Origin of the sequence: Paenarthrobacter nicotinovorans (genome assembly GCF_007670255.1) — a bacterium.
In the GTDB taxonomy this organism is placed as follows: domain Bacteria; phylum Actinomycetota; class Actinomycetes; order Actinomycetales; family Micrococcaceae; genus Arthrobacter; species Arthrobacter nicotinovorans_B.
The window spans coordinates 55,409-69,226 of record NZ_SZVS01000013.1; the positions used below are offsets into that span (position 1 = coordinate 55,409).

Below are 13,818 nucleotides of genomic sequence, written 5' to 3' on the forward strand. Positions count from 1 at the left end.
TACAAATCAAATCAACGTTTGTGGCCCGGGTAATGGCTTTGTTGACGCTGTCATCGATGCGATGCCGACGCACGAGAGCGCCGAGGTCTTCCATGCCACTGTGGGTAGCCTTAAGTGTGGCTGTCGCTACGTCGATGGTATGGCGGTTAGGGGAACCATACTTTCAAGGCTCTCCCATTCGTTTGTTTCGTTATTCAGAACGGTCGCCCCAGGGCCGGAACCTCTTACCTCTCGGAAGCCATATTGAAACCCCTGGATGGAATATTCTTCCGCCGTTCCGTCCTTGTACTGCTGGGGCAACAAAAGCGCGATGTAATCCTTCCCGACCTTGATATCAGCATCCCCCGAATACATCTTCTTAACGTACTGAATTCCGGTTGGCTTCTGACCGCCATTACGGCTCTTGAACTTACCCTGCTGCTGGGGATTGAGGCTCTTCCAGTACTCATCGAAGGAGACGACTCCCCCACCTTTGTTGTAAGTCAGCTGAGCGCCGGGCTTTAGGTCCCCCTTGTATACCGTTTGGACGGTCATTTTTCCGATGGTCTGAGGGAAGGTGTACTGATTGAAGATGGGGCTGAAGGTGCGCCCTCCGTCGATGGAGTCGATGTGAACCCGCGCTACCACAGGGACGGAATTGAACCCATAATAGGGGTCTTTCGCGTTCCAGACGAAGTCCACTTCAGTTGGAATGCTCTGGATTTGATCGACCGGTATCCTCGCATATGCGTCATGCTCCATGGCGGCAACAGTACTCTCCGTCGCTTGTTGGCTTTCGACTTGTCCAACAGAACTTGGCGAATCGGAAGCGCAGGCGGTTACCCCTCCAAGAAGCAGGACAGTGGCGACCGCGAAGGGCACTTTCAGATTGTTCATTCTATCGACCTCTCTAGACAAGATTTTAGTACAGGATGTTGACGGCATCGTTGTCGACCTGCTGAACTCTCTGTACTATTCGTCCGGCGCCTGTCTGGCACATGATGCTGTAGGGATTCGTTTGCCAGTGGTCGAGTCCGAAGGAGTGTCCCATCTCGTGGATCGTGGTCCCTAATGCCTGATCGTTCGAAAAACTCGGTGAGCTATATTGATCGTTGTTGATATGAATCTCAGTGAAGTCCCAATTCGAATACCACGGGCTCACGCTTGTCGGGCCGTTATTGTAAAACTCTGTTTGCGCAATGATGGACGACGATTGAAAGTATGAGCTGTAGTTCAAGTGGAAGTCCATCATCGAGCCGTTATTGCTGCTGACAAAATTGATGTAGATGGGGTTGTCCCACCCTGGATACATCCAGTTGTTGGCAGCGTTAACGATGTACGACTCCCAGTTGCCGACCCCTGACGCGTAGTTCAACCAGACAGTTACATTTCCGACGCCCAGCGAGTACCGGTGGCCATATGTTGGTGTCGCAGCATTTGCGGCAGTAGCGGGAATCATGAACAGAATTACAAAACCGAGAATTGCGAGAACTTTTATTCTTGCCTTGTGGATCATTATGCCTCTCCCCACGGAGGTCTATTCTGATCGTGCGCTATTCCACGATTTCTGCGTTCAGAACAACCTTTAGTGTTAATTTGCCGCGGGGGATGCAAGGAGTTCCGGATGGCAACCATCCCCCATCGCTGCCACGAAGTGAATTCCTCCGTCCGTTGGGCTTATTCTCGGGCCTAACCAAATTGAGTGTCAATGGGCCAGTCTGGCCAATTTAATTGATCTTCCCACTAAACCGTGAAGCGCTCTTTACTTCAGCACTCCGGGGTCGGGTGGTCCCGAACCCTTTGCCAAATCCAGAAGAAGTTTGCGGATGCGTTGTTGGGTTGCTTGATGGCGTTCGACTTCGCGAGGCCATCCCCGGACTTCCGCGTCGGCTATGAGCTCTCCCTCCCGTTCAAGGCGTGCCCTGAGTCGCGGTGCGTATTCGCTGGTGGTGAGAAATTTCGGGCATGTGAGTATCAGTTCGCATTCGCATGGCCCTTCTGCTGGCAGTCGCAGGCAATGCCCCAACTCGAGTTCGGTTTTTAGGAAGTTAGTTTGAAGCCAATGAACTGTCCGGCACAGCCGATATCTGGTTTGAAATGGGTATCAATGAGTCTTGAAGCCCGTACCAAATTTGAGGCGCATCCTAGCCAGTCACCCCAGGTGTCGGAGTCGCGTACTGTCCCCGGAAGTGGGCGGCGCCGCGTCGGCCGGGGCGGTGGAGGTGTGTGGAGCGTCTGTTTTCGTATAGGGGCTGCCAAGGCGTTTGTGCCACCATCGCAGCAGATGGTCGATCAGGATGCCCATGATGATCGCGAAAACCACGGCAATCCCCGCACTCAGCAGGGGATTGCCGTGCAGCCAGGTGAAGGAACTGGCCAACAGGCCGATTCCGAGTGAATACAGCACCCAGGTGAGGCATGCGAGGGCATCCAGCAGGAAGAACCGGCGGCGGGGGAACGCGGTGGTTCCCGCCACGTAGTTTACGGCGACGCGCCCCCACGGAATGTACCGGGCGGTAAAGATCAGCACGGCGCCGCGCTTCTCCAACTCATATCGGGCCCAGCCAAACACCTTCCGAACCTTCGGCCGGCGCATCCAGCACCAACGGTCCAGGCCGATTTTCCGGCCCAGCAGATAGGCCATGTTGTCCCCCGCCATGGCACCGAGCAGCGCGGTGACACCAAGGATCCAGAGGTTGGGTTCGCCGCTTTGGCGGGAGAAGGCGGCCAGCGCCACGATGAGGGTTTCGCTCGGCACAACCATCGCAAAGCCGTCGATAAAGAAGAAGACGAACAGCAGCGGGTAGATCCACCATTGTCCGGCCGCCTGCAGCACGGCTTCCCCGATAAAATCCATACGGGCAACTCCCAAAGAAGGCAAATACAGACGAAAGCGACGAAATACGCTGTCTCCAGTGTCCCACGCCCGACTCGATGGCACGCCCCTGCTCAAGGCCGGCGCGGTCACCAGCATCACCGGCCGTGGCGCCAGCGCCCTGATCGACGGAGAACAGGTTCACGTCGGCAAGCAGCGAAATCGGCGCACCCCGCTGACAGGCAAATCACCGAACCACCGGCCGGCGCGAAGCGGCCGGGCGGACAGCATGGTCGTGCGCCGCGGAACCCGGTACATCGGCGTCCTTGGCCTCATGGAAACGCCCCGCGCCTCCGCCACATGATCATGCTTTCCGTGACAACCAGACAGTCGCGTACGTCGTCGCCAATGGAACACAAGGTTGCCATGGTCGGCGACGGAGTCAAAGCCCCCGCAATGGCCAACGACACCGTCGGGATCGCCATGCACGTCGTCAGCTCGGACGTGGCTCATGGAAGCACCCGCCTCCGTCACGCGCGCACAGTGACATGAGTCACCGCGCGACGCGTCAAGCACTGTTGTGACCCGCCGTTCTCCGCATTTCGGCCAGGACCCAAGCGGTGGAGGCGGGCCTGAGGTGGAATACTGCGAACTTCGGGTTTATGCGTTCGCGTGCACCTGCTGGGAGTATTGCATGGCTTGTCTGGATTTCTCTGCGAGCTGGTGCTGGCCTGAGACCCGGTAGAGGTCGGATGCCCACTGGAATTCCGCAGCTGCGTCACGGTAGCGGGCTTCGTCAAAGAGCCGCCGTCCGATGTGGTGCCGCACGTTGGCTTCCTCCAGACGGGTGGCGGCCAGCTGCAGGGCCTCCTCCTGCAGCTGGGCGGCTTCGTACCAGTGGTACTGGCGTTGGAAGACCTGGGCGAGTACCAGCAGCAGTTCGCCCCGGTCGGGGATGTCAGGCAGCAGCCGGAAGCCTTCTTGAAGAGCATCACTCTCGCGGTTGAGCAGAGCCAGAAACCGGACACGCTCCAGAGGCGGACAACCGTTGGCCAGGGCCGCCTCGATGGCCTCGGCGTCAAGTACGACGTCGCGGAGTGTGGCCGGGTCAGTTCGCCAGAACCCTGAAGTGTCATTCACCGTTACGTGTCCTCCGTTGACCTGTCAAGGAACCAGTTGTTGCCCCGGGGCGGCCGCGGCCGCCCCCAATTTCCTCATGTTCTCATGGCGGCACCAGCCCGCGACGACAAAAGAGGGTGTCCTGCGCCCGGGACCTGGCAACCGCAGCGCCATGCCAGCTCTACGATTACTGTTGCCTTTTTGGCGGAGAAATCATGAACGAACCAGCCAACCGTGCACTCCCGGACGCGGGGGTTGCGGCCATCGTGCCCTGCGTATCACTGGCCCGGTCCTGGCCGGTGTTGTACCCGGTCAGCCACTGGGAGTGGTCCAGCGCGCCGCAGAATTGGCCCAACCTGAACGTCAAATTAATCTGCGCGTACCTGGATGTCGCCACTTATCTCGCCGACGAGCCAGCTGAGGGGGAACCAAGTTGGACCGATTGGGTCTGAGAGCGTTGTTGACGATGCTGAAGGCCCCAGCGCCGGAATCAGGGAACGCCTCCAGAAGATCCTCGACGGTGCTGGTGTCCGCTGGTCTTTCCTGATCCTATCCGGGAACCCTGCACGTGCGCTGAGCCAACTGACCGAATTCGCAAACGCATCCGTTAATCGCGGTTGGCACCCGCGAACCCGATCTGGGAACCGGCTGAAGCACCTGCTCGCAGGCTCGGTGGCCGTCCAGCTTACACGCCGCAACTCTGGCACGTTCTGGTTGTGCCGCTCGCATGGCAGACTCCCGGAAATAGGGCGTCTCGGCCGGTGTCTTGGGCTTCGTCTTTGGAAGGTGTGAGGCCACAGGCTCCGTATGCCGTGAACGCAATTTCCGCTTTCTCTTCAAACGAGGAGTTTTAAGCCTGGGGAATCGAGGACTGATCGGCCCGGCTGCTAAGCGGTTCTTGAGCCGAAAAACGTCGATCATTCTGGCTGTCAGTTCTAAATCGTGAAGGGGTTGGCTACCTGTTGGTAGTTGGCTACCTGTTGGTAATGGTGCCGCTGGGCCTGCTCATGGCCAAGCCGGCCCGTTTCGATATGGCGGCCAACAGAGCCGTTGTGTTCAGCGCCGCACCCCGCAATTCCGTGGTCGTCCTGTTATCGGACACTCGTCGAGTTGATCGGCATGATCCTCTACGTCCGCTTCCTCCCCTGATCATCCGCGGGAACCCAACCGGCACCTAGTCCGAACGGCCCCTGCGCCTCGGGCGGAATTGATCCCTGCCGGGGTGACTTGACCTTCCAGCCGGGGCGAAACCAGCGCTCTGCGGCGGCCATCACTCGAGTAGCCACCGCCCAGTAGGCGATGCCGGCCGCAAGAGAAGCCGCGACGGCCAGCGCCTTGCTGGTTTGATCGAAAAGTGGGTATACGAGCCAGTGCGTCACATAGGCGTAGAGCGAGGCGCTGGCCAGGAGACCTGTGATCCGGTGCAGGGAGCGGGGCACGGACACGGTGGGAAGCCAGAGCAAGATGAGGAAGCCGGCGAGAACAGTGGCGTTGCGGTATTCGTTGTCGAACGTCCCGGGGATCGTCAGCAGGGCAAGGACTGTCACAATAGTCCGCTGCCGCAGGGTCCGGGACTCGGCTGCCGCCCAGCCAAGCGCGAACAGCCACAGCACCGGACCCTGGCCGGGATATGGAAGGTCGACGACGCGGAAACGCAGGAGCAGGTCCGCGCTGAAAAGGATCAGTGGGAAGCCCCATGGCCAGCGGCGTTCGGCGCGCCCGACTGCAGGGATCGCCAGGAGGACGGTCACGCCGAGCAGGATCTGTACCAGCATTTCGACGAACCAGAAGCGGGAGAGGTCTGTCCATCCTTCCGGGCCGAGGAGGGAGTTGAGCAGGAACACGTTCGCCCAGCTGTATTTATCGGTCACGGCGAACGCGAAGCCGATCACCGCAACGCTTGGCACGATGATCCGGGCGACTGTGCGCAGCTGCCGTCGCAGCCGGGCCCGGGGCGGTCCGCTCAGTTGGAACCGGGCAAAGTTGAATCCGGCGGCCGCCATGAGCACGTGTGCCATGCCTTGCCAGGAGAACCACCCCACATGGGTGGAAATGATGAAGATGATGCCCACGGCACGCAGCACAATCCCGGTGTCCATCGGTGCCAACAGCCGCCTCCGCACGTTCCGCAGCCGTGCCAGCACGGAACGTGAGGAATCACGCTCCGATGTGGCATCTTGGGCTTGTGCGAGCTGGCGCAGAGGGATCAGATGCCAGTCCCTGGGAAGGTCCTGGATTGCGCGCTCAAGCCGGACAGATGCCGCAACATAGGACAGCGAGTCTCCGCCAAGTGAAACAAAAGTGTCCGTCTCAGCGATGTCGTCCCGTTCGAGGACGTCCATGAAGATGCTCCGCACATCGTTCGAAGCGCCTGGCGCTTCCGGGTCGTCGTATTGTCCTTTGTCCCGGTGCTCCTCTTCGGTGGTCAGGGCCAGGACGGCGGGATAGTCCGGCTTGCCGCTATCCAGACGTGGAATCGCCCCTACAGAGTGAAGGTGGATGGCAGCGCGGGGCACGCCCAAATCCTGAGCGAGCGTTTTGGCAATCAAGGGGAGGTCATGGCCGGATTCGACGGCCGCCACGATCTGGCCGTCCGCGCCAGCGGCAGCGGCGCTAATGCCCAGGTCCGACAGGACCCGCTCCACCTGACCGAGGTCCACCCGAAGACCAACAATTTTCACGAATCGGCTGCGGCGGCCAACAATTTCATACAGGCCTTCAGCGGTCCGTCTCGCCAAGTCGCCCGTTAGGAGTTCCGTAACCGTGCGGCCCAATCCCAGATCTTCGGGATTTTCGGCGTAACCGAGCATGATATTGGGCCCGGTATAGACAAGTTCGCGCTCATCCAGCCCTGGGACCGTGGCGAGCCGGAACCGGCCGCCCGGAACGGGCACGCCTATGGTCTGTGGGTGTTCTTCCGCGAGGTCAGGTGGCAGGTACGCCATCCGGGCCGTGGCCTCGGTCTGCCCGTACATGACGAACAGATCCCAGCCACGCCGACGGCCCAACTGCGCGTAAGCACGGACCCGATCCGGTTCCAGCCGGCCGCCCGCCTGGGTGATGTACCGGAGGCCGGGCAGATCCTTGTCCGCGAAACCCACCCGCTCCAGCAGATCAAACGTGTAGGGGACAGCGGCGAATGAAGTCACCCGTTCTTCGCGGACCAACTCCCAGAAACAGGGGTCCACCACGGAAAGATCAGTGAGCACCACCGACGCCCCTGCGAACAAGTGGCTGTTCACCACCGACATCCCATAGCAGTAGGACAAGGGAAGGGTGGTGGCGGCCCGGTCGTCGGGACGCAACTGGAGGTACTGGGCGATTGAGGCCGCATTTGCCTGGACGGCCTCAGCGGAAAGACGAACAAGCTTCGGCGAGCCGGTGGACCCGGAGGTACTCAGTAAGAGCGCCAATTCAGGGTGCAGTGCGTGGCGGGTCCCATCCCGTCGCACCTCCAACATGGTCTCACCATCATGAACTCGTGCCAGGACATCCGGATCGTATGCGGAAACCAGCGCTTCAGTAGCCCGCCCTCCACCGGCAGGCAGGACGAGCAACGGATGCCCGGATGACAGCGCCGCCAGGTACACCACCAGGGAGGGCAGGGAGTTCTCTGCTTCGAGGGCAACAAGACGGCGCACGGGCCCCAAAGATCGGGCCGTAGCGCTCACCTGGTCAGCGAGTTCCCGGTAACTCACCGATTCACCCTCAACATGTACAGCGGTCCGGTCACCGAATGCGGCCAACCCGGCGGCAAACGAGACACCCGCCAAAACTGGCTCCATAGTCACCGCTGCACTTTAGAAGGTATACCTTACCTAACTCAAATGGACTATGACGATGGAATGCATTAAGGGGGATCTCGTGGACCTCGCGAGTGGCCAGAACGACCAGGCATTGGCTTAGTCAGCCTTACGGGACTCGATCGACCTGACCACAGCTTCCGGAGGATCTTTCTTTAACGCGATGGCATCCTTGGCCTAGATGGAGCGGGAACTCATGGTCGCCGTTTTGCTGCTCCTGGTACCGGGCCGGAGCCAAGGAGCGATGCGGAATATCCGGTGGTTCCGCTATGCCCCTGAGGCCCTGTTCCGGCGCTTGGCGGCGATGAAGAAGATAGCGGCGGCGACAGCAAGGATGGCGGCAGCAATGCCTCCGGCAATGGGTGCGTTGTCATCGTTGGGTTTGACCTCCGGTGCCGTTTCGGCCGCCGCAGTTGCGCTGGAGGCTGTGCTTGCGGCCGGGATTGGCGTCGCGGGTGGTGTGGCGGTGATGGCTTGGGCGGGATCCTGGACGGTGAAGGAGTAGTTGCCTTCGATGGGGTGGCCATCTGAGGAAACCGTCCGCCAGAGGACCTTGTATGCCCCGTTTGTCCCGCCGGTTATGGTGGTGGAGATGGTCGGGCCGTTAACGATGACTTTGCCGTCGCTGCGTGTCTTGCCTGTCTCGTCGGTGACGGTGATGACGCTGAGATTGAGCTGGGTGGCATCCATGGGAGGCTCCGAGAGCGTCAGGGAAACGGTGCCGGGGGCTGTGGTGATGGTAGTGTCCTTCGCCGGTGAGGTGGATTCCAAGGCGTCGTGGGCCATTGCCGGCGCCGCGGCGAAGGCCGGGATGAGGATGGCTGCGGCGAGGGCTAGCCGGATTTGGGTGTGTCGGTTGTTACGGGGGTTCATGGTGGGATTCTGCGATTCTAGTCGTTTGATAAGGATCAGAGTTGGGTGAGGGCCCAGTGTCGCCGTGAAGCCAGTTTTCAGAGGGTGGCGGCGGGAATAAGGCGGGGATTTGCGGCCAGTACGGGGGCCATCATTTTCCTGCCGGCCAGCATCAGGGGGCGACAACCGCCGTCAGTGCTGTCATGACCGGAAGGGCAGGCAGTTCGCCTCCGGGCGAGCAAGTGCGCGGCTGCGGCCAGGGCAAGGGCCGTCCCGCTACCGCAGCGGCCCTCGGTAGGCGGAACGGTGCACCGCAGAAGTCATCGCACACCGTTTCTTTTTATTCGTAGGGCGCCGTCCGTGAGGCCTGCTATTTGGTGGCGTCCGCGAGCAGTTGCCGGAATTGTTCTTTGCTTTCCAGGGTGAGCATCTTTCCGTTGAGGAAGAACGTCGGTGTGCCCTTGACGCCCAGGGCGGTGCCGTCTGCGATGTCCTTTTTGATCCGTTCCTTGGTCTTGTCATCGGCCACGGCGGCGTCGTAGGCGGTCAGGTCCAGCCCGATGTCCTGGGCGAAGGTGCGGAACAGCGGCGCCTGGGATTCGGTTTTCTCGCCCCATTGGGGCTGGGTTTCGAACATTTTGGCATACATTTGCTCGTATTTGCCCTGCTGGGCTGCGGCTTCGACGGCAAGGGCGGCGGTGGCTGAATTGCGGTGCGCAGGCAGCGGGAAGTAGCGGTTGACGAAGGTGATCCGGTCGCCGAATTCCTTCTTGAGTTCCTCGACCAGGGGTTGGGCGGCAAGGCACGCTTCGCATTCGAAGTCCAGGAACTCAACGAGTTGGGCCTTTTCGGTGGCCGGGTTGGTGGCGCGGTGGCTGTCTTCACGGACCAGTTGGGCTTCCGCGGCCGGCGTCGGTGCTGCGGGGGCGGGCTTGTTCAGCGTGAAGACGGTGTACCAGATCACGCCGACGGCGACGAGGACCGCCAGCAGGACCCAGATGAAGACCCGGGCCTTCTTTGCGGTGTCCATGGGCGGGGGAGGGGTTGTGGTTTTGCTCATCAGTGGGTGATGCTTTCCTGGTCGCGGTGGGCGGCTGGTTCGATCTGGAAGGTGGAGTGTTCGACGCTGATGTCGAAGTGCTGGGCCACACAGCCCTGCAGGTCCGCCAGGATGGTGGCGGCATGCCCGTCGGTCATGCAGTTGTCCTCCACGGTGACGTGGGCGGAGAGGACCGGTGTTCCGGAGGTTACCAGGGTGGCGTGGAGGTCGTGGACGTCGATGACGTGGGGCAGGGCAAGGATGTGCTCGCGGACCTTGGCCAGGTCCAATCCCTTGGGGGTGGATTCCATGAGCACGTTCACGGTGTCGCGGAGCAGTTTAAGTGTGCGCGGGATGATCAGGACGCCGATGAGCACCGACACGAGGGCATCGGCCTGCAGCCAGCCGGTCACAGCGATGATGATGGCTGCCGCGATGACTGCCACGGACCCGAGGGCGTCGTTGAGGACCTCCAGGAAGGCCGCCTTCATGTTGAAGTTGTGGTTCCGTCCGGAAGCGAGAATAAGGAGGCCGATCGCGTTGCCGGCAAGGCCGATGATGCCGAACCAGAGCATCGTGGACTCCCCGATTTCCGGGGGCTCGAGGAACCGGCGGATGCCTTCAACGATGACGAAGCCGCCGACCGCGAGCAGCAGTGCCGCTTGTCCGGCGGCGGCGATGATTTCGGCACGCTTGTAACCCCAGGTGCGGGTCAGGGTGGCCGGCTTCAACGCCAATGATGCGGCCATGAGCGCAATCAGCAGCCCCGCCGAGTCGGTGAACATGTGGCCGGCATCTGCCAGCAGCGCCAGGCTGCCGGTCAGTACGGAGCCGATGATCTCTGCGATCATGACCGTGAAGGTGATGGCAAAGACGGTGATGAGTTTTCCGCGCCGGGCCGTTGCCGCGGCGGCGTGGTCGTGCTCGTGACCACTCATGAGTGGACCTCCAGGGTCTCGGGAGAAGCCAGTGAGCCTGGAGTGGTGTCCTGCGCGCATTCGGGTTCCGCGCAGCCGCAGATCGCATCGACCGTCAGGATGGTGCCAAGCAGGTCCTCCAGGGCGTGCGCCAGTTTGGCGTCCGAGAGTTCATAGCGGACACGCCTTCCGACCGGTTCCGCGGCAACCAGCCCGCAGTCGCGCAGGCAGGCCAGATGGTTGGAGAGGATCTGGCGGGTAACGCCAATACTGTCGGCCAGATCCGACGGAAACGCCGGGCCGTCTTTGAGCTGCATCAGGATCGCGGCCCGGGTGGGGTCCGCGAGGGCTTTACCGAAGCGGGCCAGGACGTCAATCGTGGAAAGTATGCGCATACCCGCAATGATACAGAAATATGTGGATTCAGAATATCCTGAACCCAATGAGGGTACGGAACTATCCGCTCTAGGTCTGACCACCACGGCCCCTCGTGTCGCGCTCCTCAAGGCGGGCGAGCATGGCGTTGTAGGCATCCAGGTCCGCGTCGTTGGTGCGCGCGGCCGCCCTGTCGCTGCGTCGCATTTCGCGGGCGTCGGAGCGTGACCACATGACGGCCACGCCGATGGCGATCAGCAGCGTCGGGACCTCGCCGATACCCCAGGTGATGGCGCCGGCCATTTGCTGGTCCTCCAACGGCGGTGCTCCCCATTCGCGGCCCAGTTCGGTGAACCACTCCGGCTGGATCAGGGTGGTCGAGCCCATCAGGGTGACACCAAAAAAAGCGTGGAAGGCCATCGTTGCCAGTAGCAGCAGCAGCCGTAGCGGATAGGGTGCCCGGCGCGGGATGGGGTCGGTGCCGATCATCGACAGGACGAACAGGTAGCCGGTGATCACGAAATGGACCGTCATGAGTTCGTGCCCGGCGTGCTCCCTGAGGGCAAAGCCGAACGCATCGGAGTAGTAGAACAAGACGATGGAACCGGCGAAATTGGCGGCAACGAAGAGGGGATGCGTCACGATCGCGGCCACCCGCGAATGAACCAGGACCATGATCCACTCGCGTGGTCCGCGGGAACCGTCGGTCCGCGGCTTGAGCGCCCTGAGCGCCAGCGTCACCGGGGCTCCGAGAACGAGAAACACCGGGACGACCATGGTCAGAGCCATGTGATCCAGCATGTGTGCACTGAAAAGTATCCGCCCGTACACCGACGGCCCGCCAGAGGTGAAAAACACCAGCGCCGCCAACCCAACAAGCCATGCCACACTGCGTATCCACGGCCAGCTGTCCCCGCGGCGGCGCAAACGCTGCGCCGCCCGCAGATACAGGTACGCGGCGAAGAGGGCGAAGGCGATCCAGAGCCAGTCCGGGCGCCACATGGTGAACCAGCGTTCGGGGGTCAGTTCAGGTGGCAGGAGGTAGCCGGTGAGGACCTCGGCGGGGGTGAGGGCGGGGCGGATGTCCTCCCCGGTTGGTGTGGGTGTGCGGCTCAGCGCTGCGGCGAGGCCGGTGACGGCGCCCATGATCAGCAGCTCGACCACGATGAACCGCCACAGCAGCCCGGTGGGCCGGCCGTTTCCGGATTTCACGCTTAGGGCCGGAATGAGCCGCTTGCGGTGCATGAATCCGATCGCTCCCAAGGCAATGGCGGCCACGGTTTTTGCCATCAGCAGGACGCCGTAGGGAGAGGCCAGGCCCGTGGGAAAATCGATGCGGATCGTGGCATTGATGATTCCCGAGGCCACCACGAGGACAAAGGCGAAACCGGCCAGGGTGGAAAACCGTCCGAGGACCGCCGCGGTGTCCTTGCCCAGGGCTGTCCCGGCAACGCCCAAGGCAATGAGACCGCCGAACCACAGGCACACCCCGATCAGGTGCAGGCCCAGGGAGTTGATGGCCTGTTCGTGGTCGCTTCCACCGGCCGCGTGGCCGATCAGCATCACCGGCACCAGCCCTGACAAGGCCAGCAACGCGGTGGCGCCAAGGCCTGCGCTGGATCGGACACCGAAGGTCAGGGTGGCAACGACCGAGGAGATGATGACGACCCACAGCCAGGCCGCCCCGTTGGGAAGCTCCGTAATGTAGGAGGTCAGTTGCGCCGCGAATTCGGGGCTGCCCGAGACGGGCACGCCGGCGATGTCGGAGAAGCTGAACACCAGTACTGCCAGGGCCGAAAGGGTCCACGTCAGGCTCGCCACCGAGGCCAGCACCATGATCCGGCTGAACGCCGGATGCTCATCGGCGGCAGCTATTTCCGCCGCCGTCACCCCGTACCCGGCCCGGTCGGCACTCTTGCGGCCCCGCAGTACCGGCGGCACGATGAACGCCGCAAAAACAAGGGCACCGATGGTGGCCGCGGCCGCTATGTTCTGCATGGTCTGGGCAACACCATAGCCCCACCGGACCAAAGCGCCGGGATCTCGGGTCTCGGCAGGCAGGGTTCCCCTGCCATACGCCGTGGCCACCAGCACGACGACCACGGCGATCACACCCGCCACAGCGAGCCAGCGCAGTTTCGGCGATACGGCCGTGCTGCCGCCGGCAGCGGGGGCTTTCAAAGCCACAATGGTTCCTTAGCGCAGGTCCGGACCCGACCCCTCCAAGGCTTCGGGGCCAGGCAGCGCCGGTGCATTCCAGCGCCATTCAAGATTATCTGTAGAGTTGTTCAGACGTTAATCGGTGGATGCCGCCAGGCACTCCGGACAACCCCGGCACGCCACAAGGCAAATGCGACGCATTAGCAAGTAAAGGTACTCTTGATGAATGACCGGAACAGCACAGGCACTGCCGACAGCGGCCAGCCAACCGGGCAGCGAATGCGCCATCCGTCTGGTCGACGCCGACAAGGTAGAAGCCGTCAGGTCCCGGATGCCCGCCGACTCGGACGTGACGGATCTCGCGGTGATCTTCGGGCTGCTCTCGGACCCGGGACGGGTAAGGATCCTCATCGCCCTGCTCGAAGGGGAGATGTGTGTGTGCGATCTGGCTGCCACCACCGGGCTGAGCGAATCCGGAGTCTCCCATGCGCTGCGCCTGCTGCGCGGCCCGCGTGTGGTGCAGGTCCGTCGCGCGGGGCGGATGGCCTATTACTCCCTGGCCGACTCCCACGTGCGCAGGCTGCTGGATCTGGGCCTGACACACGTTGGACACGCCGGGCACGAGCGGCTGAAAATGGTCAGCAACAGCTAGCATCCGCCGCTGGCTCCGTTGCTGCGTCGAAAGGGGCATTGACATGGGTAACCCTGGAATCGAAAGCCCCGTCTGGCTTCCCTCGCTGCCCCGTCGGAGAGTACCTC

The 13,818-nt window shown here is 61.9% G+C and carries 13 protein-coding genes; 3 read left to right on the plus strand and 10 right to left on the minus strand.

The genetic code is table 11. The features are described 5' to 3' along the window. Positions 1 to 126 precede the first annotated feature (126 nt). From FDP28_RS17665 to FDP28_RS17680, 3 genes are all read right to left on the minus strand, one after another. Positions 127 to 876 carry a hypothetical protein gene (locus tag FDP28_RS17665; RefSeq protein ID WP_144662920.1) on the minus strand — a complete coding sequence of 250 codons (750 nt, stop codon included), beginning with the start codon at positions 874 to 876 and terminating at the stop codon, positions 127 to 129. Positions 877 to 901: 25 nt separating this feature from the next. Further along, the gene (locus tag FDP28_RS17670) at positions 902 to 1,495 is read right to left on the minus strand and encodes a zinc metalloprotease (protein WP_144662921.1); all 594 of its coding nucleotides are present in this window, start codon (positions 1,493 to 1,495) and stop codon (positions 902 to 904) included. A 636-nt stretch (positions 1,496 to 2,131) separates the two neighbouring features. Next, positions 2,132 to 2,836, minus strand: a complete 705-nt coding sequence (locus tag FDP28_RS17680) for a DedA family protein (protein ID WP_144662922.1) — start codon at positions 2,834 to 2,836, stop codon at positions 2,132 to 2,134. A gap of 58 nt (positions 2,837 to 2,894) precedes the next feature. Here FDP28_RS17680 and FDP28_RS17685 point away from each other — a divergent pair, with 58 nt between their 5' ends. Together FDP28_RS17685 and FDP28_RS20610 are read left to right on the plus strand one after the other, a co-directional pair. Continuing rightward, a complete protein-coding gene (locus FDP28_RS17685) occupies positions 2,895 to 3,158 on the plus strand; it encodes a hypothetical protein (protein ID WP_144662923.1) in 264 nt (87 codons plus the stop codon). Between the two features lie 11 nt (positions 3,159 to 3,169). Continuing rightward, a complete protein-coding gene (locus FDP28_RS20610) occupies positions 3,170 to 3,346 on the plus strand; it encodes a hypothetical protein (protein ID WP_186313700.1) in 177 nt (58 codons plus the stop codon). A 108-nt stretch (positions 3,347 to 3,454) separates the two neighbouring features. Here the strand turns inward: FDP28_RS20610 and FDP28_RS17690 are convergent, their stop codons facing one another. The 7 genes from FDP28_RS17690 to FDP28_RS17730 all read right to left on the minus strand — a co-directional run bounded on the left by FDP28_RS17690 (position 3,455) and on the right by FDP28_RS17730 (position 13,086). Next, a complete protein-coding gene (locus FDP28_RS17690) occupies positions 3,455 to 3,934 on the minus strand; it encodes a hypothetical protein (RefSeq protein ID WP_144662924.1) in 480 nt (159 codons plus the stop codon). A 1,106-nt stretch (positions 3,935 to 5,040) separates the two neighbouring features. Next, entirely contained in the window at positions 5,041 to 7,704 is a 2,664-nt protein-coding gene (locus FDP28_RS17700; protein ID WP_144662925.1) for an AMP-binding protein, read from the minus strand. A gap of 279 nt (positions 7,705 to 7,983) precedes the next feature. After that, on the minus strand, positions 7,984 to 8,589 hold the full coding sequence (locus FDP28_RS17705; RefSeq protein WP_144662926.1) for a copper resistance CopC family protein: 606 nt from the start codon (positions 8,587 to 8,589) through the stop codon (positions 7,984 to 7,986). Positions 8,590 to 8,938: 349 nt separating this feature from the next. Then, the gene (locus FDP28_RS17715) at positions 8,939 to 9,628 is read right to left on the minus strand and encodes a DsbA family protein (protein WP_144662927.1); all 690 of its coding nucleotides are present in this window, start codon (positions 9,626 to 9,628) and stop codon (positions 8,939 to 8,941) included. After that, on the minus strand, positions 9,628 to 10,545 hold the full coding sequence (locus FDP28_RS17720; protein WP_144662928.1) for a cation diffusion facilitator family transporter: 918 nt from the start codon (positions 10,543 to 10,545) through the stop codon (positions 9,628 to 9,630). The genes FDP28_RS17715 and FDP28_RS17720 overlap by 1 nt, the downstream gene beginning before the upstream one ends. Then, on the minus strand, positions 10,542 to 10,919 hold the full coding sequence (locus FDP28_RS17725) for an ArsR/SmtB family transcription factor (RefSeq protein ID WP_144662929.1): 378 nt from the start codon (positions 10,917 to 10,919) through the stop codon (positions 10,542 to 10,544). Before FDP28_RS17725 ends, FDP28_RS17720 begins: the two co-directional genes overlap by 4 nt. Before the next feature lie 70 nt (positions 10,920 to 10,989). Continuing rightward, on the minus strand, positions 10,990 to 13,086 hold the full coding sequence (locus FDP28_RS17730) for a bifunctional copper resistance protein CopD/cytochrome c oxidase assembly protein (RefSeq protein ID WP_144662930.1): 2,097 nt from the start codon (positions 13,084 to 13,086) through the stop codon (positions 10,990 to 10,992). Positions 13,087 to 13,285: 199 nt separating this feature from the next. Here FDP28_RS17730 and FDP28_RS17735 point away from each other — a divergent pair, with 199 nt between their 5' ends. Further along, a complete protein-coding gene (locus tag FDP28_RS17735; protein ID WP_144662931.1) occupies positions 13,286 to 13,711 on the plus strand; it encodes an ArsR/SmtB family transcription factor in 426 nt (141 codons plus the stop codon). The last annotated feature ends 107 nt before the right edge of the window (positions 13,712 to 13,818 follow it).